Below are 16,611 nucleotides of genomic sequence, written 5' to 3' on the forward strand. Positions count from 1 at the left end.
GCCGCCGCCTCGGGTTCACCCGGCCGAGTACACCCGCTCCCCGCCCACATAGGTGAGCGCCACGGCCGTCTCCGCGATCGTCTCCGGCGGCCCGGCGAACGGATCCCGGTCCAGCACCACCAGGTCGGCCAGCGCCCCGACGGCCACCCGGCCGGTGTCGTCCAGATGGTTCACGTACGCCGAACCGGCCGTGTACGCCGTCAGCGCGTCGGCGAGGCCGAGCCGCTCCCCGGGCAGGAACACCGGTGCGGCGCCGCCCGGTTCGACCCGGTTGACCGCGACATGGATGCCCTGGAGCGGATCGGGGCTGCTCACCGGCCAGTCACTGCCCGCCGCGAGCCGCGCCCCGGACCGCAGCAGCGCCCCGAACGGGTACTGCCAGGCGGCCCGTTCGGCCCCGAGGAAGGGGATCGTCAGCTCGTCCATCTGCGGTTCGTGCGCGGCCCACAGCGGCTGGATGTTGGCGGTCGCGCCGAGCCGCGCGAAGCGCGGTACATCGTCCGGGTGCACGACCTGGAGGTGCGCGAGATGCGGCCGGGTGTCGCCCGGCCCGTTCGCGGCGCGCGCCGCCTCGATCGCGTCCAGCGCGGCGCGTACGGCCCGGTCGCCGAGGGCGTGGAAGTGGCACTGGAAGCCGAGCGCGTCCAACTCGGTGACGTACTTCGGTAGTTGGCCCGGATCGATGAAGCTCTTGCCCCGGTTGGCGGTGGCGCAGCCGCAGTTGTCCAGATAGGGGTCGAGCAGCGCGGCCGTACCGTTTTCGGCGACCCCGTCCAGCATCAGCTTCACCGTGCCCGCCCGGAACCGGCCCTGACTGAACTCCCGCCGCTTTTCGGCGAGTTCGGGTATCTGCTCGGCACCGCGCTCCCGGTCCCACCACAGCGCGCCCACCACCCGCGCGGTGAGCGTCCCCTCCCGGGCGGCCGTACGATACGCCTCCGCCGGGTCGTCCATGCCGAGGAAGTCCCCGACCAGCGCGTCCTGCCAGGCGGTGATGCCGAGCGCGTGAAGATGCCGCTGGGCGTGCAGCAGCGCGGCCAGCCGGTCGGCCGCCGTCGCGGGCGGGGTCAGCCTCCCGACCAGCTGCATCGCGCCCTCCTGCAGGGTGCCGCTCGGCTCGCCGGAGGCGTCCCGCTCGATCCGCCCGTCGGCCGGGTCGGGCGTGTCCCGGCCGATGCCCGCCAGCTGGAGCGCCCGGCTGTTCACCCAGGCGCCGTGATGGTCCCGGTTGGGCAGGTACACCGGCCGGTCCGGTACGACCGCGTCCAGTAGCTGCCTGGTCGGCGTACCGCCCGCGAACGCCTCCATCGACCAGCCGCCGCCGAGGATCCACGGCCGCTCGGGATGGGCGTCCGCATAGGCGCGTACGGCGGCCACGGACTCCTCGGCCGTCCTCGCGCCGGTCAGATCGCACTGGGACAACTCCAGCCCGGCCGGCACCGGATGGACGTGCGCGTCCTGGAAGCCGGGCAGCAGCAGCCGCCCGGCGAGGTCCACCACCTCGGTGCGGGGCCCGGCGAGTTCACGTACCTCGGCGTGCCCGACTGCGGTGATCCGGTCACCGGTGACGGCCACGGCGGTTGCCGTACGGCCCTCGGGGGTGAGGACGGGACCGCCGGTGAAGAGGAGATCAGCGTGCATGATGCCTTTCCTGAAACGAGCTTTCCTGACAGGTCAGTTGGCGGAGGAGAGCAGCTGCCGGGAGTCGGCGTCGGTGCCCTGGCCGGTGCGGAAGTACGGCGACCTGCGCACCCACTTCGCCCACGCGGCCACGACGAACCCGGACACGATCATCGTCACCGGCATGAGAAGCAGGAACCAGCCGTTGTCCGCGCGGAGTTCGAGATGGTCGGCGGAGTGGTAGAAGGACCAGCCGAGATACCCGCCGAGCCCCAGCAGCGCGGCCGCGCTCAGCGCGGGCAGCACCACCGCCCGCACACCCTGACGCCAGCCCTCCCGCAGCGCGGCACGGAAGCGCACGGTGGCGGCGAGCGCGGTCAGCGCGTACGACAGCGAGACGACGATCCCGACCGCGTTCACCGTCGCGTTGATCATGTCGGCGACCCGCGGGATCACCAGCGCGAGCAGCGCCACCGCGACGGACAGCGCCCCGATCAGCAGCGTCCCGGCCGCCGGAGTCCCGTACCGGGAGCTGACCTTGGACCACACCGGCCCGAGCGTACGGTCCCGGCTCATCGCGAACATCCCGCGGGCCGTCGGGATGACCCCCGCCTGAAGCGAGGCGACGGCGGAGAACATCAGCGCCACCAGCGGCAGTGCGGCCAGCGGCTGCTGGGCCAGCCGGTCTCCGAAGAATGCCAGTCCCTCGGCGCCGTGTCCGGCCAACTCCCTCTCGGACAGCACCCGTTGGAAGGCGATCGAACCCAGCAGGAACAGCCCGAGCATGGTCACCAGGGTGATGGTCCCGGCCCGCGAGGCGTCGCGCGGGTCGCGTACCTCCTCGTTGACGGTGAACGCGGCCTCGAAGCCCCAGTAGCAGAACACCGACAGCAGCATTCCCTGCGCCAGGGCGGACGCCGAGGGGATGGCGAAGGGGTCGAACCAGGAGAGCCGGAACGGGTGCGGGCCCCTGACGATGCCGTATCCGCAGAAGCCCAGCAGCACGGCGTACTCGAAGAGCAGCAGCCCGGTCTGCAGCCGGGCCGCCGTACGGACCCCGGTCACGGCGGTCAGGGTGACCGCGACCAGCACCACGATGCCGATGGTCGTTGTCTGCGCCGTGGAGCCCGGGTCGAGCGCGAGCGAGCCGATCCGGTGCACTCCCGCCTCTCCGGCCAGCTGGAGCAGCGCTGATCCGGTGACCGCGGTGGTGTAGGCGAGGAAGGCCACGCTCGCCACGCAGTTGACCCAGCCGACCATGAAGCCGAGCCAGGGGCTGAGCGAACGGCCCACCCACACATAGCCGTTGCCCGCGTTCGGCTCCACCCGGTTGAGCCGGGAGTAGGCCCCGGCGATACCGAGGACGGGCAGGAACGCCAGCAGCATGATCGCCGGCAGATGCAGCCCGACGACCCCGGCCGTCACGCCGAGGCCGATGCCGATGCTCGTGGTCGCGGCCGTACTGGACGCGGCGACGGCGACACCGTCCAGCACGCTCAGGGACTTGCGCAGCTCGGGCTGCGCGGGGGGATCCATACCGAAGGGGGTCTGGTTCATCGCCGGCTCTCCGCTCCCACCGGGGGGCCTGGTCGGCCCCGGTGACCGGAGATGAAACCGCCCGTGCACTTCACAGGTCAACAGTGTTGTCATAAGGTGCCGGGCACATCCGAGGGAGGCCCCATGAGCGAACGCGTCGTACCGGCCGCCGGCCGGCAGCGCCGGCGCCCCACCAAACAGGGCGTCGTCCTGTCCGAGGAGCTGATCGTCGCCACCGCCCTGCGGCTGATCGAGGAACACGGCGCCGACGCCCTGTCCGTGCGCCGCCTCGGCCGGGCCCTCGGCGCCGATCCCAGCTCCCTGTACCGGTACTTCCGGCACACCGACGATCTGATGCTGGCCATCGCCGACGAGCTGATCGGCCACACCATGCGCACCTGGCGGCCCACCGGCGACTGGCAGGCCGACCTGCGCGACCTGGGCCTGCGCATGCACGCCGGCGCCCTCGCGCACCCCCGCGCGGCGGTGCTCAGCGCTCACCGCGTCACCGGCCGGGCGCACGAGATCCAGGCCGTGGAGAGCATCCTCGGCGTGCTGCGGGGGGCCGGGTTCCCGGACCCGGAGGCGGCGTGGCTCTACCACGCCTTCGTCGACCAGGCCCTCGCCTTCGGCGCCCTGGACTCCGCGGGCACCGCCCTGCCCCGGGCGGCCCGCGAGGCCGAGGCGGAGGTGTGGCGCGACACCTACGGCCGCCTTCCCGGCGCCACGCACCCGCACATCGCGGCCACGTCCCGCCACCTGGTGGCCACGATGCGCGCCAGCTCCTACCCGGCCGCCCTCGACCTGCTCCTGACAGCGGCGCGGACACGCCTTGATCGATTCCGTGCGGAAGGGGCGGACTGACGGTCACACTTGACGGGACGCATATCCCGAGGAGGCCGTACCCCATGACCCCACCGCCCGCCCGTACGACTGCGGAGCGCAAGAAGGACACCCTCCACCGGCTGGAGAACGACGTCGACGTCTGGGTCGCCACCGCCGGCCCGGACGGCGCCGCTCCCTATCTCGTGCCGCTGTCCTACGTGTGGGACGGCGCCACCCTGCTGATCGCCACCCCGGCCGACAGCCCCACCGGCCGCAACCTCGTGGCGACGCGCCGGGCCCGCCTCGGCCTCGGCCCGACCCGGGACGTCGTCCTCATCGAGGGCACCGTCCAGGCGGTCACCCCGGAGGACCTTCCCGAGGAGGACGCCGAGGTCTTCGCGGGCAAGACGGGCTTCGACCCCCGCCAACTCACCACGCGCTACCTGTACTTCAAGGTACTTCCGCAGCGCGTCCAGGCCTGGCGCGAGGAGAACGAGCTGAGGGGACGGGAGCTGATGAGAGAGGGGGAGTGGCTGGCAAGCGCCTCGTAAGAGGGCGCGGGGTCGCCGGCTCAGCCCCGGCTCCCCTCCTTGTCGGCCACAGGCCAAACCCCCGTGGACCGAGCAATCGCCTTCGCCCCCGCACGATCCACCGCACTGCGCACCACGGCGAAGATCGCCCCCTGGACCGCCGCGGCCACCAGGATCTCACCCCAGTCGCGGTCCGGGTCCAGGGCGTCGGGCGCGTCGTCCTCGTGCCGGAGCGCCTTCCAGGCCTGCTGGAAGGCGAGACCGGCCAGCGCGCCGCTCACCCAGCTGAGTGCGAAACCGATCGGCTGGTAGACGAAGGGGAGCTTCTTCCTTTTCTTGGCCATGGATGACTCCTTCCTCGCCCGACCCCCCCTCCTAGCGGGCCGCCCTTCGGGGGCCACCCGTTCGGGCACAAAGGGGCCCCGCCGCGACGGGGGAACGCGGCGGGGCCTGTTCGACGACTGCCCGCCCGGGAGCGGGTTCACACCTCCCCGGCCTAGATTTATCTGAAAACAGGCCGGTTCCCGGTGCGCGTCAGCTCTCGTCGAAGGGCTCCAGCACGAAGACCGGGATCTCCCGCGAGGTCTTCTTCTGGTAGTCGGCGTACGGCGGGTACGCGGCCACGGCCCGCTCCCACCACACGGCCTTCTCCTCGCCGGTGACCTCACGGGCCCGCATGTCCTGCTTGACCGGCCCGTCCTGCAGTTCCGCACGCGGATCGGAGGTGAGGTTGAAGTACCAGACCGGGTGCTTGGGCGCACCGCCCTGCGAGGCGACCACCGCGTACGTCCCGTCGTGCTCCACCCGCATCAGCGGCGTCTTGCGGATCTTCCCGCTCCTGGCGCCCCGGGTCGTCAGGACGATCACCGGCAGCCCGGTGTCCAGCAGCGTCGTCCCCTCCTTCCCGCCGGAGCTCTCGTACAGCTCCACCTGCTCACGCACCCACTGCGTCGGGCTGGGCTCGTACTCACCCTCGAGAGGCATCGGATCCATCCCCTTCATCGGTCCAACGGCTGTCTGCCACCGACTCCAACACCGGTGGCCGCACGGATCATCCGCACCGCGGATCCCTACCCCGAACGGCCCTTACCTCACAGGTAATCGCGCGCCACCACCAACCGGCGGCACAGTCGTACCACCCAGGGAGGAGAACACCCATGTCCGCCACCCCCACGACCCGCACCGTCGTCCGGGAACTGCTCCACCGGATCGGCGCCGGCGACCCGCAGAAGATCGCCGAACTGTACGCGGACGGCTGCGACTGGCGGCTGGACTGGCCCGAGGAGGAGCACGGCCGCGCCGACACCCCGTGGATCCGGCACCGCTCCACCCGTGCCGACGCCGCCGAGCACTTCCGGGAACTGGCCGCCCACCACGTCCCGGAGAAGGCGGGCACCAGCGTCGAGCGGATCCTCGTCGACGCCGAGGACGCCGTGGTCCTGGGTGTCATCCGGCAGACGGCGGCATCCACCGGCCGCGCGTACGAGGCCCGGTTCGCCCTGCGCCTCACCGTCCGGTACGGCTGGTCGTACGGCACCACGTGTACGAGGACAGCCTCGCCGTGTCCCGCGCGTTCGCGCCGGAGGAAAGCCGTACGCTGGAGTCATGACCGGCCGACCGGGCGGACTTCCGGCGGTCGGCGCACGGCCCCGGGCCGCGGGATCAGGCCGGTATCCCTTCCCTCGCACCCCCTTCTTCGGCCAGATCGGGCGGATCACCGAAGTGGCCGAACATGACGTGGACCCATAGGTGCCTCGGGCATCTAATGAAGATCGGTACCACGCATCTCTTCGTCTGCGAGGTCTTTCCATGACGGAACTGACGGACCTGACGGACCCGGCCGTCCCAACGACCACGGCCGAGCCCGTCGCCTTCCCGCAGGACCGCACCTGTCCCTACCACCCGCCCACCGGATACGAGCCACTGCGCGACGGGCGAGCCCTGTCCCGCGTCACCCTCTACGACGGCCGCGAGGTCTGGGCGGTCACCGGACACGCCGCCGCCCGGGCCCTGCTCTCCGACCCCCGGCTGTCCTCCGACCGCCGCCACCCCGACTTCCCCGTGCCCACCGAGCGCTTCCAGGGCGTGCGGGACCGCCGGGTGGCCCTGCTCGGGCTGGACGACCCCGAACACAACCAGCAGCGGCGGATGATGATCCCGGAGTTCACCGTCCGGCGCGCCACCGAGCTGCGGCCCTGGATCCAGCGGGTCGTGGACGAGCTGCTGGACCGGATGACCGCCCAGGGACCGCCGGCCGAACTGGTCTCCGCGTTCGCGCTGCCCGTGCCGTCGACGGTGATCTGCGGTCTGCTCGGCGTGCCGTACGCCGACCACGAGTTCTTCGAGGAACAGTCCCGCACCCTGCTGCGCGGCCCGACGGCGGCCGACAGCGTGGCCGCCCGTGAGCGCCTGGAGGAGTACCTCGGCGGGCTGATCGACGAGAAGGCCAAGGCGGCCGAGCCCGGCGACGGCATCCTCGACGACCTCGTCCGCCATCAGCTGCGCGACGGCGCCCTGGACCGTGCCGAAGTCGTGTCGCTGGCACTGATCCTACTGGTCGCGGGCCACGAGACCACCGCCAACATGATCTCCCTGGGCACCTTCACCCTGCTCCAGCACCCCGACCGGCTGGCCGAGCTGCGTGCCGACCCGGCCCTGCTGCCCGCCGCCGTGGAGGAGCTGATGCGGATGCTCTCCATCGCGGAGGGGCTGCTGCGGGTGGCGCTGGAGGACATCGAGATCGCCGGTGCCACGATCCGGGCGGGAGAGGGCGTGGTCTTCTCGACCTCGGTCATCAACCGCGACCCGGGGCAGTATGTGGACGCCGACACGCTGGACTTCCACCGCTCCGCTCGCCACCACGTGGCGTTCGGCTTCGGCATCCACCAGTGCCTGGGCCAGAACCTGGCCCGCGCGGAGCTGGAGATCGCCCTCGGCAGCCTGCTGTCCCGGCTTCCCGGCCTGCGCCTCGCCGTTCCGGCCGAGGAGATCCCCTTCAAACGCGGCGACACGATCCAGGGGATGCTGGAACTCCCCGTGACCTGGTAAGAGGCTCAGCTCATGCACATCAGGATCGACATCGACACGGACCTCTGCATCGGCGCGGGGCAGTGCGCGCTCTCCGCCCCGAAGGTCTTCACCCAGGACGACGACGGCTTCAGCAGCCTGCTCCCCGGCCACGAGGACGGCACGGACGACCCGATGGTCAAGGAGGCGGCCCGTGCCTGCCCGGTCGGCGCGATCACGGTGAAGGAGACGGCCGGCTGACCCCGCCCGCGGGTCCGGCGGCCGCCACCAGTGCCCGCGCCGCCTCGCGGGCCTCGGCCGCCGGCCGTGTGCCGCCGGTGATCCCCGCCGTGACCATGGCTCCCTCGGCCAGCAGGAACAGGGGGCCGGTCAGCGCGGCGGGCAGTCCGGCGCCGTCCACGAGCGATCCGAGACAGTTCCGGAACGCCTCCTTGTGGGCGCGCACCCGCTCCCTCACCAGGGCGGAGGTGGCGCCCAGTTCGCCGTACGCGTTGATCCAGGCGCACCCGCGGAAGCCGTCCTCGGCGAACCACTCCTCCAGCCAGTCGAACACGGCCGGGATCCGCTCGCGCGGGTCCCGCTCCCGTGCGACGTGCTCGGCGAGGCGCCGGCGCCAGCGCTCGTCCCGCCGGGCCAGATAGTCCGCGACGAGCTGCTCCTTGGCGGGGAACAGCTGGTAGAGCCGCTTGAGCGAGAGTCCCGAGGCGCCGCGGAGTTCGTCCATGCCCACGGACTGGATGCCACGGGCGTAGAACAGCTCCTCGGCGGCGTCGAGCGCCTTGTCCCGGGCGACCGCGATGTCCATCGGCGGCATCGGCACTCCTTGACTCCTTGGCGCGTGTGTTGACGAGAGAACGAGCGTTCTCCTATGGTAGCAGTCATCCGGAGAACGCTCGTTCTCCCGTGTCGTCCGAGCCCAGGAGGAGACCATGACCGACCGCCCGCCCCTGCCGCCGTTCACCCGTGAGACCGCCTTGCAGAAGGTCCAGGCGGCGGAGGACGCCTGGAACACCCGTGACCCGCACAAGGTGGCGCTCGCCTACTCCGAGGACTCCGTCTGGCGCAACCGCGACACCTTCGTCACCGGACGCACCGAGATCGTCGCGCTCCTCACCGCCAAGTGGCAGCGCGAGCTGGAGTACGCCCTGCGCAAGGACCTGTGGGCCTTCGACGGCAACCGCATCGCGGTCCGCTTCCAGTACGAGTCCCACGACGCCGACGGCCAGTGGTGGCGCTCGTACGGCAACGAGCTGTGGGAGTTCGACGAGCACGGCCTGATGACCCGGCGGGAGGCCAGCATCAACGACGTGCCCATCGAGGAGAAGCAGCGCCGGATCTTCGGCCCCCGCCCCGAGACCGAGCGGGGGGCGTCCTTCCCGCTCGAGTAGCCCGCTTCAGTAGGCCGGCATCGCCTCCGGCGTCGGCCGGCTGATCACCGCCGCGCAAGCGCGGAACTGGGAGGTCGGGGTCATCGCGACACCGGTCGCCGCGAGCGGCTTCGTCGACACAGAGGCGGTGGCGGCGCAGACGGGCCGTCCCGTGCGGTCGGCCTGGCGCACCCCCGCCGACCCGCGTCCGTTCCCGCCGCCGGACGCCGTCGCGGTGGCACCCGCCACCTTCAACACCGTCAACAAGTGGGCGGCCGGGATCGCCGACACGCTCGCCCTGGGCACCGTGAGCGAGGCGGCCGGCCTGGGCATACCCGTCGCCGTCCTGCCCTGTGTGGCCGACGCTCTGGCCGCCCACCCGGCCTACCGGGAAAGCCTGGCCCGGCTGCGCGGGATGGGCGTCCGCTTCGGTGAGCCGTACAACGGCGAAGTCCGGCCGGACGGCAGCGGGCCGGACTTCGCGTGGGAGCGGGCCCTGGACCTGCTGGGGCCGCTCTAACGGCAGGTCAGCTTCGGACCCTCCAGCATGGCCCCGGTGTACATGCTCTGCCCCTGCGGCACCCAGTAGCCGAGCTTCGAGACCACCGTGGAGCACTTCGCCCCGACGGTGACCTGGACCTTGATCTTCTCCGGGTGGCCGGGCTGCAGCTCGGTCACGGTGCAGTCCAGCGAGTGCGCCAGCCGGGTCTTCGACGGGTAACGGCCCACCAGCGGGTTCACGCACCGGCGGTCCGCGCTGCGGATCCGCATACCGGTGCCCTCCTCGCCGATCATCCCCAGCCGCGCGTTGCCGTCGCCCTGGTCACTGTCCCGGCGGATCGTGTACGTCACCGTCGTCGTGGCGTTGCGGCGCAGCACCGACTTGTCCACGGAGACGATGTGCGTGGCCTTCGCCACCGGCGCGGTCAGCGACAGGGTGGCCCGCACCGTGCCCTTCAGATCCACCCCTGCCGGCGCCGACTTCACCCGCACGGTGGCGGAGATGTCGTACGCACCCGGGCCCGCGTACAGCCGCGAGCCGGGCAGCGACCCGGTGCCCAGCGACTTGCCGGCGCGACGCACCTCCCAGGTGCCCTCGGTGCGGCAGGCGTACGTGACCTTGGTGTCGGCGCCCTGACAGAGGGCCGGCGCCGTGATGTTCAGCCTCGGGGAGCCGGTGTCCGCGCACAGGCTGACCTGGGCCTGCTCACCGTGCGAGCCGTGCAGGGTGCCCGCGGCGGCACACAACGTGCCCGGCGCCTCGGGCGCCGCCGCGGCCGCGGACTGTCCCCAGGCGGGGGTGACGAGGGCCAGCGGCAGCAGCGCTGCCCCGGCCAGGGTTCTGAGCGTGCTGGAACGTGTCGGCACAGAGTTTCCTCCAAGACGGCCATGACCGACCGAACGCCGGTCGTCTGCCGCCGAGGATGAGCCGACCGTACGACCATCTGCGGGTCCCGCGCCGGATCGTCACCTGACGGCAGCAACGACAGCGCCCCGTCAGGGGCGCGGGGCCGTATCGATGTGCGGCTCCGCCGCGTGGGCCCGAGAAACCACGATGCCGCAGCAGACGCGCGACGGCATTTCGTGGCACCCCGGACGGAGCAGCGCTACCTCGTCTTTCGGACGTATTCAGAGCTGCCCGGCGTGGACACATCCCGGTCCCGCCGCACGATGCTGATCCGCTCACCCCAGCGGTCGAGCGCCTTGTGCAGGCCGCTGTCGGTGTACTCGATGTCCACGACCCGGTCGTCGAACGCCTTCGCGTACACCTCGCACTCGTCGTACTGCCCGCACTCCTCCGTCACCGCGAAGTCCAGCCCGGCCTGCCCCCGCTGACCGGCCAGTTCGGCGGTGTTCTTCTGCCCGACGGCCAGACGCCGGGCGTGCGCGTGCCGGGACAGCAGGGACATGAAGGCGGTGGCGTCGGACGCGGTGAGCAGGTGGTGGGAGCGGGTGTAGCTGTCGTAGTTGTCCGGCTCGACGGCGTCGTAACCCTTCTTCGCGCACCCGTCGATCCACTGGTTCACCCGCTCGGCCACCCGGGTGCGCTTGGCCGGGGTGCCGATGTCGAGCAGTGGTTCGTTCCAGTCCTCGTCGATGACGACCTGGCCGTGCGTGTCGCGCAGCAGCAGGTCGGCAGGCCAGGAGGAGCGCTCCTCGGGCTGGGCCTGGAAGGCGTTGACGTAGCAGATGTTGTACAGGCCGGGCGCGGGGGAGGCGGAGCGGTCGCGGCTGACGATCCGTACCCCCTTGGGCGGGGGATAGGCGCCGCCGATCTGGTAGTCGAACCCGGCGTGAGGTGGCGGCAGTCGTACCGCGCCGGCCGGCTTCGGCGGGCTGCTCACGTCCTTGTCGGGGGTGTCGCCGGAGCCGCCGGCGCTACAGCCGGCCAGGGCCGACACGGCGACGGCGAGGGCCACTGCCAGGGCGCCTGCGGTCCTCCGGGAACCCGCGGCGCGGAGAACACCCTTGGGGGGCAAGTCCGCTCCATCCCGCCCACGCCGGGCGGCGAGGCACATGTCAGGATCACATCGCCCGCACGTTCTCATAGTCAAGTCGGCGCCCGGTCCCGTCGTACGCTCGGTGACGACCATCGTTTCCGACGGCGGGAGCAGCAACGATGCAGTACGTGAAGCTCGGTTCCACGGGCCTGGACGTGTCGCGGATCTGTCTGGGCTGCATGACCTACGGCCTGCCCGACCGCGGCGTCCACGAGTGGACCCTCGACGAGGAGGCGTCCCGCCCGCTGATCCGGCAGGCGCTGGAGGCGGGCGTCAACTTCTTCGACACCGCCAACGTCTACTCCGACGGCACCAGCGAGGAGATCGTCGGCAAGGCCCTGCGCGACTTCGCCAACCGCGACGAGATCGTGCTGGCCACGAAGGTCAACGGCCGGATGCGGCCGGGCCCCAACGCGGCCGGGCTGTCCCGCAAGGCCGTCATGACCGAGATCGACCACAGCCTGCGCCGCCTCGGCACCGACTACGTCGACCTCTACCAGATCCACCGCTACGACCACGCCACCCCGGTCGAGGAGACGATGGAGGCGCTGCACGACCTGGTCAAGGCGGGCAAGGTCCGCTACATCGGGGCGAGTTCGATGTACGCGTGGGAGTTCTCCAAGGCGCAGTACACGGCCGAGAGGCACGGCTGGACGACGTTCGTGTCCATGCAGAACCACTACAACCTGCTCTACCGCGAGGAGGAGCGGGAGATGCTGCCGCTCTGCGCGGACCAGGGCGTCAGCGCGCTGCCGTGGAGCCCGCTCGCGCGCGGCCGGCTCACCCGCGACTGGGGCAAGGTCACCGAGCGCAGCGCCAACGACAACTTCGGCGGCCGGCTGTACCTGGAGAGCGACCGCTCGATCGTCGAGGCCGTCACCCGGGTCGCGGAGGCCCGCGGCGTACCCCGCGCCCAGGTGGCCCTCGCCTGGCTGCTCCACCAGGACACGGTGGCCGCCCCGATCGTGGGTGCCGCCAAGTCCCAGCACATCGAGGACGCGGTGGCCGCGGTGGAGCTGGAGCTGACGGAGAAGGAACTCGAGGAGCTGGAGCAGCCGTACACGCCGCGGGCGATCAGCGGTCACTGAACGTGTCAGTGCGGCCCGTGCGGTACGAACTCCGTGCCGCACGGCCCCGCTCCCTCGCTCACCGCCAGCGGCACCCGCTCCCCGCTCATCGCCAGCGTCCGGTAGTACTCCCCGATCCGCTCGGCCGACCGCCCCACGTAATGCCCGATGAACGAGCGCCGGAACCGGTCGGCGGAGCGGTTGGGTCCGGAGCCGTGCACCAGGCTGCCGTTGAAGAACAGCACGTCGCCCGGTGCCAGATCCACGGGCACCGGCACGAGTCCGGGCGGCGGCGGGACGTACTCGCGGGCGAACGACTGTCCCTCGTCGGCGAGTTCGGGACAGAACAGGTCCATCCGGTGCGTGCCCGGGACGACTTCGAGGCCGCCGTTGTCCCGGTCGATCGGCTCGCAGGCCACCCAGGCCGCGATGCACGTGCCCGGCTCGACCCGCAGATAGAAGTTGTCCTGGTGCAGGGCCTGCCCGCGCGCGCCCGGCGGTTTGAAGTAGAACATGCTCTGCGCGGCCAGCACCTCCTCGCCGAACAGCACCTCCAGGACGGTCCGCAGCCGGGCGTCCAGCAGGAACTCCCGTGCCGGGTCGCTGAATTCGTGCGGCTGCATCACCCGGGGATACCGGCGCAGCGGATCGGGGTCCGCCGGAAGCGGCGCGAAGTGCCCCGGCACCGGACCCGCCGCGTGCAGCGCGGCGAAGACGGCACAGAGCCGCTCGGTCTCGGTCCGGTCGAACAGGCCGCGCACGACGGTGAATCCGTCCTCCTCGAACCGCTGCCGCAGTGTCCCGGGCAGGATGGCGCTGTTGTCCGTGGCTGTCATGGGTCCCTCCTGAGTCTGGTTCGCCTGTGTCCGTCACGCTAGGCGGACGTACCCGCTGGGAGGATGCCCGTGCGTGCTGAGGGACTGCCCGTGACTGCTGCCGTCGGCGATCCGTCCCCGCCGCCCGGACTGGTGGTGACCGGCCGCTACGACCAGGGTCCGGGCTACGGCGTCAACCGGCCCCGGGGTTCGGCCAGTTGGCTGTTCACCTTCACCACGGGCGGGCGCGGCCTGCTCCGCCAGGGCACTGCCCGCAGCGAGGCCGGCGCCGGGGACCTGGTGGTGCTCGCGCCCGGCACCGGCCACCGCTACACCGTCGCGCCCGACGCCGGGCGCTGGCGGTTCTGGTGGACCCACTGCCGGGCCCGCCCGTCCTGGACCCCGTGGCTCGCCCCGTACGCCGTGGCCGACGGCCTGTACGCCGTACCGTCCGTCCCCGCCGCCCTGCACGACCGGATCGGCGCGGCCTTCGCCCGGATGCTCGCCGACGCCCGGGGGCCGGAGCCGGTCGTCGTGGCCGAGGGCCGTCTGGAGAGGGAGTTGGCGCTCTGCGCGCTGGAGGAGGTCGTCCTGCTCGCCGTCTCCGCCGCCCGGGAGCCGGCCGGCGTACCGGAGGACGACGCCCGGGTGCGCCGCGCCGAGGAGCTGATCGCCGCCGATCCCGGCGCCCCGCACACCGTCCGCTCGCTCGCCGGGAGCGTCGCGCTGTCGCCGTCCCGTTTCGCGCACCTCTTCACCCTGCGCACCGGCCGGTCCCCGATGCGGGCGTTGCGCGAGGCCCGGCTGCGGCACGCGGCCAGACTCCTCGAGGCCACCGATCTGACGGTGGAGCGAGTGGCGGCGGCCTCCGGATTCCCGAGCCCCTATCACTTCAGCCGGGTCTTCCGGGAACGCTACGGGGTGCCGCCCGGCGCCTACCGGGCGGGTGAACGGCGGTAAGCGACAAGGGGATAAGGAGGGAATCGGTTTGCCGTGACCGAGCGTCTTTGACAAATAGTCAACAGAAGGCCTTCCGTTCGGAATGCCGAGAAGCGCGAGATCCCTTGTTCCACTGTGCCGTACTGTGCAAAAGTGTGCGCTGTCGGCGTGCAGACAATTACATTCCCGCTGCATGCGTCAGGCCGCTCCCCGTACACCCCCCACGCTTCAAAAGAGCCGCCTCAGGTGGACGTTCGAGCTGCCCCATCACCTCCCCATACCCGTTGGTATGGACTAATTCCCGAATCGTCTGGAGGAATGCGGCCGTGAATGAGGCAGGCCTGTCGGACGAGCAACTGAGCGCCGAACTGAAGAAGTGGACGGGCGCGACTCCCGCGCTCCATCCCGTTGGTGAACTGCTCGACCGGCACTGGGAAGCGGCCTTCGCCTACGCCCGCTTGTGCACGGCCGGCCCGCGCGCCGCCGGCATGCTCACCACCGCCGCCTTCACCCGGCTCTTCGGCGCCTCGCTCCGGCAGAACGGCCCGACCGCCGCCTGGCGGCCCCACCTGCTGGTCACCGTCCGCCGGATCGCGGCCGAGTGGGACACCGACGGCCGCCAGGAACTCCTCCACCCGGCGCTGCGGTCCGCCGAGACCGGTGAGCGCGCCTCCGCCCGGCTGCTGCCCCCGCCCGGCCGGCGGCTGCTGTCCCGCGCCTTCCAGCGGGTGCCCCAGACCTCACGCGCCGTGCTGTGGCACACCGAGGTCGAGGCCGAGCCGCTCGCCGTACCCGCGGCCCTGCTCGGCCTGGACGAGGAGGACGCCGCCGTCGAGCTGCGCCGGGCCCGCGAACGGCTGCGCGAGGAGTGCCTCCAGGTCCACCGCGAACTCGCGCCCGAGGACGAGTGCCAGCGCTATCTGCGCATGCTCGACGTGACGTTCCGGCGCGGCGGCGTCGACCTGGACCCGGACCTGGGCCGGCACCTGTCCGGCTGCACCCACTGCCGCAGGACCTCCGACCAGCTCGCCGCGTTCAACACGGGCCTGGGTCTCGCGCTCGCCGAGGCGGTCCTCGGCTGGGGCGCCCGCGCCTATGTGGAGGCTCGCGCGAGCCGCCCCGAGCAGCCGCCCGCACCGGCCCCGGACCCCGCGTCCGTGGCGCCCCGGTCCGGTGAGTCCTTCACCTCCACCGAGCCCGCGGAGCACGCCCGTTCCACCGAGCAGGCCGGACATGCCCGTGCCGAGGAGCCGGTCGGTTACGACCGTGCCGCCGAACCGGCGGGACACGACCATGCCGCCGAGTCCGTGGGCCACGAGAGCGCCGTCCCGCCCACGCGCCGCCGGCGTCCCGCACCGTCCGACCGCCGCCGCGGCTCCGCCGAGTCCACGAGCCCCCGGAGCGCCACCGAGCCTCCACGCCGGCGCCGCTCCGCCACCCCCGCCGCAGCCTCCGCCGCCGAGGTGCCCGCCCGCTCCAACGAGCCCTCCCCGTCCCGCCGTTCGGCCCACCGTGCCGCCCGTCGCGCCCGGCGCCGTAACCTCGCCGTGGCCGTGGGCACCGTCAGCGGGCTGGTCGTGCTGCCCCTGGTGCTGTGGTCGGTACTGGGCTCCGGTGACGGCCCGAGCCCGGCCGGTGACGGCGCCGCCTCGCGGACGCCGGGCAAGGGCGCCTCGAGCCCCGGCGCGTCCTGGGCGGGTGCGGGTGCCGGGCAGGGCGCGCTGCACGGGCGGCTGCGCAACCTCGCCTCCGGGCTGTGCGTCGGCGTCGTCGGCGGCAAGGCCGTCCAGGGCGCCGAGACCGAACTCGTCACCTGCGGCGCGACGCCCGGCCAGCAGTGGACGTACGAGACCGACGGACTGCTGCGCAACTCCGCCGCGCCCGACCTGTGTCTGGACTCCAGCCTCGGCTACTCGGTCCGCCTCGCCCCCTGCTCGGCCACCGGCGCGGCCGCCCGCGACATCCGCTACGACTTCACCCTCCAGGGCGTCCTCGTGCCGCGCTGGAACCAGGAGCTGGCGCTCACCCCCGCCGCCACCGACGGCTCCGGCGCCCTGGTCACCAAGACCCGCGCTCCCGGCACGCAGCAGCGCTGGTCCGTGGACACCGCCAAGCCCGAGCTGCAGATGCAGAACGTCAACTGGGACAGCGAGAGCGCCCCTTCGCCGAGCAGCACCCCGCGCCCGGCCCCCCCGGCTCCGGCGCCCACCCCCAAGGCGTCCAGGCCCCCCGCGACGCCGACCCCGACCGCCCCGACACCCACTCCCTCCGCCACGCCCGATCCCTGCACCGTGTACCCGTACTACTGCGGCTGGGGTGGCGGCGGCTACGGGGGCGGGGGTTACGGAGGCGGGGGTTACGGCGGTGGGTGGCCCGGCCGCTGA

The 16,611-nt window shown here is 72.3% G+C and carries 17 protein-coding genes and 1 pseudogene; 10 read left to right on the forward strand and 8 right to left on the reverse strand.

The genetic code is table 11. From position 1 onward, the window contains the following. Positions 1 to 15: 15 nt before the first annotated feature. Together ACH47Z_RS36490 and ACH47Z_RS36495 are read right to left on the reverse strand one after the other, a co-directional pair. The gene (locus ACH47Z_RS36490) at positions 16 to 1,641 is read right to left on the reverse strand and encodes an amidohydrolase (protein WP_399081552.1); all 1,626 of its coding nucleotides are present in this window, start codon (positions 1,639 to 1,641) and stop codon (positions 16 to 18) included. Positions 1,642 to 1,674: 33 nt separating this feature from the next. After that, positions 1,675 to 3,177, reverse strand: a complete 1,503-nt coding sequence (locus ACH47Z_RS36495) for an APC family permease (RefSeq protein WP_399081554.1) — start codon at positions 3,175 to 3,177, stop codon at positions 1,675 to 1,677. Positions 3,178 to 3,300: 123 nt separating this feature from the next. On the opposite strand from ACH47Z_RS36495, the gene ACH47Z_RS36500 reads away from it, so the two are divergent. Both ACH47Z_RS36500 and ACH47Z_RS36505 read left to right on the forward strand, forming a co-directional pair. Continuing rightward, complete coding sequence (locus tag ACH47Z_RS36500) at positions 3,301 to 4,020, forward strand: TetR/AcrR family transcriptional regulator (RefSeq protein ID WP_399081556.1); 720 nt, start codon at positions 3,301 to 3,303, stop codon at positions 4,018 to 4,020. Positions 4,021 to 4,064: 44 nt separating this feature from the next. Beyond that, on the forward strand, positions 4,065 to 4,532 hold the full coding sequence (locus ACH47Z_RS36505) for a pyridoxamine 5'-phosphate oxidase family protein (protein ID WP_399081558.1): 468 nt from the start codon (positions 4,065 to 4,067) through the stop codon (positions 4,530 to 4,532). 20 nt (positions 4,533 to 4,552) lie between these two features. Here the strand turns inward: ACH47Z_RS36505 and ACH47Z_RS36510 are convergent, their stop codons facing one another. Next, a complete protein-coding gene (locus tag ACH47Z_RS36510; protein ID WP_399081560.1) occupies positions 4,553 to 4,855 on the reverse strand; it encodes a DUF4235 domain-containing protein in 303 nt (100 codons plus the stop codon). A gap of 190 nt (positions 4,856 to 5,045) precedes the next feature. Beyond that, positions 5,046 to 5,495, reverse strand: a complete 450-nt coding sequence (locus tag ACH47Z_RS36515; protein WP_399081562.1) for a nitroreductase family deazaflavin-dependent oxidoreductase — start codon at positions 5,493 to 5,495, stop codon at positions 5,046 to 5,048. Positions 5,496 to 5,668: 173 nt separating this feature from the next. Between ACH47Z_RS36515 and ACH47Z_RS36520 the strand changes: the two are divergent. The 3 genes and pseudogenes from ACH47Z_RS36520 (at position 5,669) to ACH47Z_RS36530 (ending at position 7,778) form a co-directional block, all read left to right on the forward strand. After that, a pseudogene (locus tag ACH47Z_RS36520) lies at positions 5,669 to 6,120 on the forward strand (nuclear transport factor 2 family protein). A 200-nt stretch (positions 6,121 to 6,320) separates the two neighbouring features. Next, on the forward strand, positions 6,321 to 7,559 hold the full coding sequence (locus ACH47Z_RS36525; RefSeq protein WP_399081564.1) for a cytochrome P450: 1,239 nt from the start codon (positions 6,321 to 6,323) through the stop codon (positions 7,557 to 7,559). Between the two features lie 18 nt (positions 7,560 to 7,577). After that, positions 7,578 to 7,778: a ferredoxin gene (locus ACH47Z_RS36530; RefSeq protein ID WP_399081680.1), complete on the forward strand. Its 201-nt coding sequence runs from the start codon at positions 7,578 to 7,580 to the stop codon at positions 7,776 to 7,778. On the opposite strand, the gene ACH47Z_RS36535 is transcribed toward ACH47Z_RS36530, so the two are convergent. Then, positions 7,753 to 8,343 carry a TetR/AcrR family transcriptional regulator gene (locus tag ACH47Z_RS36535; protein WP_399081682.1) on the reverse strand — a complete coding sequence of 197 codons (591 nt, stop codon included), beginning with the start codon at positions 8,341 to 8,343 and terminating at the stop codon, positions 7,753 to 7,755. The genes ACH47Z_RS36530 and ACH47Z_RS36535 overlap by 26 nt on opposite strands. Positions 8,344 to 8,467: 124 nt before the next feature. Between ACH47Z_RS36535 and ACH47Z_RS36540 the strand changes: the two genes are divergently transcribed. Together ACH47Z_RS36540 and ACH47Z_RS36545 are read left to right on the forward strand one after the other, a co-directional pair. Further along, positions 8,468 to 8,926 carry a nuclear transport factor 2 family protein gene (locus ACH47Z_RS36540; RefSeq protein ID WP_399081566.1) on the forward strand — a complete coding sequence of 153 codons (459 nt, stop codon included), beginning with the start codon at positions 8,468 to 8,470 and terminating at the stop codon, positions 8,924 to 8,926. Positions 8,927 to 8,945: 19 nt separating this feature from the next. Further along, on the forward strand, positions 8,946 to 9,425 hold the full coding sequence (locus tag ACH47Z_RS36545; RefSeq protein WP_399081684.1) for a flavoprotein: 480 nt from the start codon (positions 8,946 to 8,948) through the stop codon (positions 9,423 to 9,425). On the opposite strand, the gene ACH47Z_RS36550 is transcribed toward ACH47Z_RS36545, so the two are convergent. Together ACH47Z_RS36550 and ACH47Z_RS36555 are read right to left on the reverse strand one after the other, a co-directional pair. Continuing rightward, complete coding sequence (locus ACH47Z_RS36550) at positions 9,422 to 10,273, reverse strand: hypothetical protein (RefSeq protein WP_399081568.1); 852 nt, start codon at positions 10,271 to 10,273, stop codon at positions 9,422 to 9,424. The genes ACH47Z_RS36545 and ACH47Z_RS36550 overlap by 4 nt on opposite strands. 239 nt (positions 10,274 to 10,512) lie before the next feature. Beyond that, entirely contained in the window at positions 10,513 to 11,385 is an 873-nt protein-coding gene (locus ACH47Z_RS36555; protein ID WP_399081570.1) for an endo alpha-1,4 polygalactosaminidase, read from the reverse strand. A gap of 140 nt (positions 11,386 to 11,525) precedes the next feature. On the opposite strand from ACH47Z_RS36555, the gene ACH47Z_RS36560 reads away from it, so the two are divergent. After that, entirely contained in the window at positions 11,526 to 12,494 is a 969-nt protein-coding gene (locus ACH47Z_RS36560; RefSeq protein ID WP_399081572.1) for an aldo/keto reductase, read from the forward strand. Positions 12,495 to 12,499: 5 nt separating this feature from the next. Here ACH47Z_RS36560 and ACH47Z_RS36565 read toward each other — a convergent pair whose 3' ends face one another. Then, on the reverse strand, positions 12,500 to 13,309 hold the full coding sequence (locus tag ACH47Z_RS36565; RefSeq protein WP_399081574.1) for a phytanoyl-CoA dioxygenase family protein: 810 nt from the start codon (positions 13,307 to 13,309) through the stop codon (positions 12,500 to 12,502). 63 nt (positions 13,310 to 13,372) lie between these two features. On the opposite strand from ACH47Z_RS36565, the gene ACH47Z_RS36570 reads away from it, so the two are divergent. Further along, positions 13,373 to 14,248: a helix-turn-helix domain-containing protein gene (locus ACH47Z_RS36570; RefSeq protein ID WP_399081576.1), complete on the forward strand. Its 876-nt coding sequence runs from the start codon at positions 13,373 to 13,375 to the stop codon at positions 14,246 to 14,248. Between the two features lie 305 nt (positions 14,249 to 14,553). Further along, positions 14,554 to 16,611: a ricin-type beta-trefoil lectin domain protein gene (locus ACH47Z_RS36575; RefSeq protein ID WP_399081578.1), complete on the forward strand. Its 2,058-nt coding sequence runs from the start codon at positions 14,554 to 14,556 to the stop codon at positions 16,609 to 16,611.

Origin of the sequence: Streptomyces sp. NPDC020192, assembly GCF_044388685.1 — a bacterium.
Classification (GTDB): domain Bacteria; phylum Actinomycetota; class Actinomycetes; order Streptomycetales; family Streptomycetaceae; genus Streptomyces.

What these genes read in the sequence shown, in the direction of transcription:
- ACH47Z_RS36490 (WP_399081552.1), bottom strand. Translation starts at nt 1,641, where the DNA reads ATGCACGCTGATCTCCTCTTCACCGGCGGTCCCGTCCTCACCCCCGAG.
- ACH47Z_RS36495 (WP_399081554.1), bottom strand. Translation starts at nt 3,177, where the DNA reads ATGAACCAGACCCCCTTCGGTATGGATCCCCCCGCGCAGCCCGAGCTG.
- ACH47Z_RS36500 (WP_399081556.1), top strand. Translation starts at nt 3,301, where the DNA reads ATGAGCGAACGCGTCGTACCGGCCGCCGGCCGGCAGCGCCGGCGCCCC.
- ACH47Z_RS36505 (WP_399081558.1), top strand. Translation starts at nt 4,065, where the DNA reads ATGACCCCACCGCCCGCCCGTACGACTGCGGAGCGCAAGAAGGACACC.
- ACH47Z_RS36510 (WP_399081560.1), bottom strand. Translation starts at nt 4,855, where the DNA reads ATGGCCAAGAAAAGGAAGAAGCTCCCCTTCGTCTACCAGCCGATCGGT.
- ACH47Z_RS36515 (WP_399081562.1), bottom strand. Translation starts at nt 5,495, where the DNA reads ATGCCTCTCGAGGGTGAGTACGAGCCCAGCCCGACGCAGTGGGTGCGT.
- ACH47Z_RS36525 (WP_399081564.1), top strand. Translation starts at nt 6,321, where the DNA reads ATGACGGAACTGACGGACCTGACGGACCCGGCCGTCCCAACGACCACG.
- ACH47Z_RS36535 (WP_399081682.1), bottom strand. Translation starts at nt 8,343, where the DNA reads ATGGACATCGCGGTCGCCCGGGACAAGGCGCTCGACGCCGCCGAGGAG.
- ACH47Z_RS36540 (WP_399081566.1), top strand. Translation starts at nt 8,468, where the DNA reads ATGACCGACCGCCCGCCCCTGCCGCCGTTCACCCGTGAGACCGCCTTG.
- ACH47Z_RS36560 (WP_399081572.1), top strand. Translation starts at nt 11,526, where the DNA reads ATGCAGTACGTGAAGCTCGGTTCCACGGGCCTGGACGTGTCGCGGATC.
- ACH47Z_RS36565 (WP_399081574.1), bottom strand. Translation starts at nt 13,309, where the DNA reads ATGACAGCCACGGACAACAGCGCCATCCTGCCCGGGACACTGCGGCAG.
- ACH47Z_RS36570 (WP_399081576.1), top strand. Translation starts at nt 13,373, where the DNA reads ATGCCCGTGCGTGCTGAGGGACTGCCCGTGACTGCTGCCGTCGGCGAT.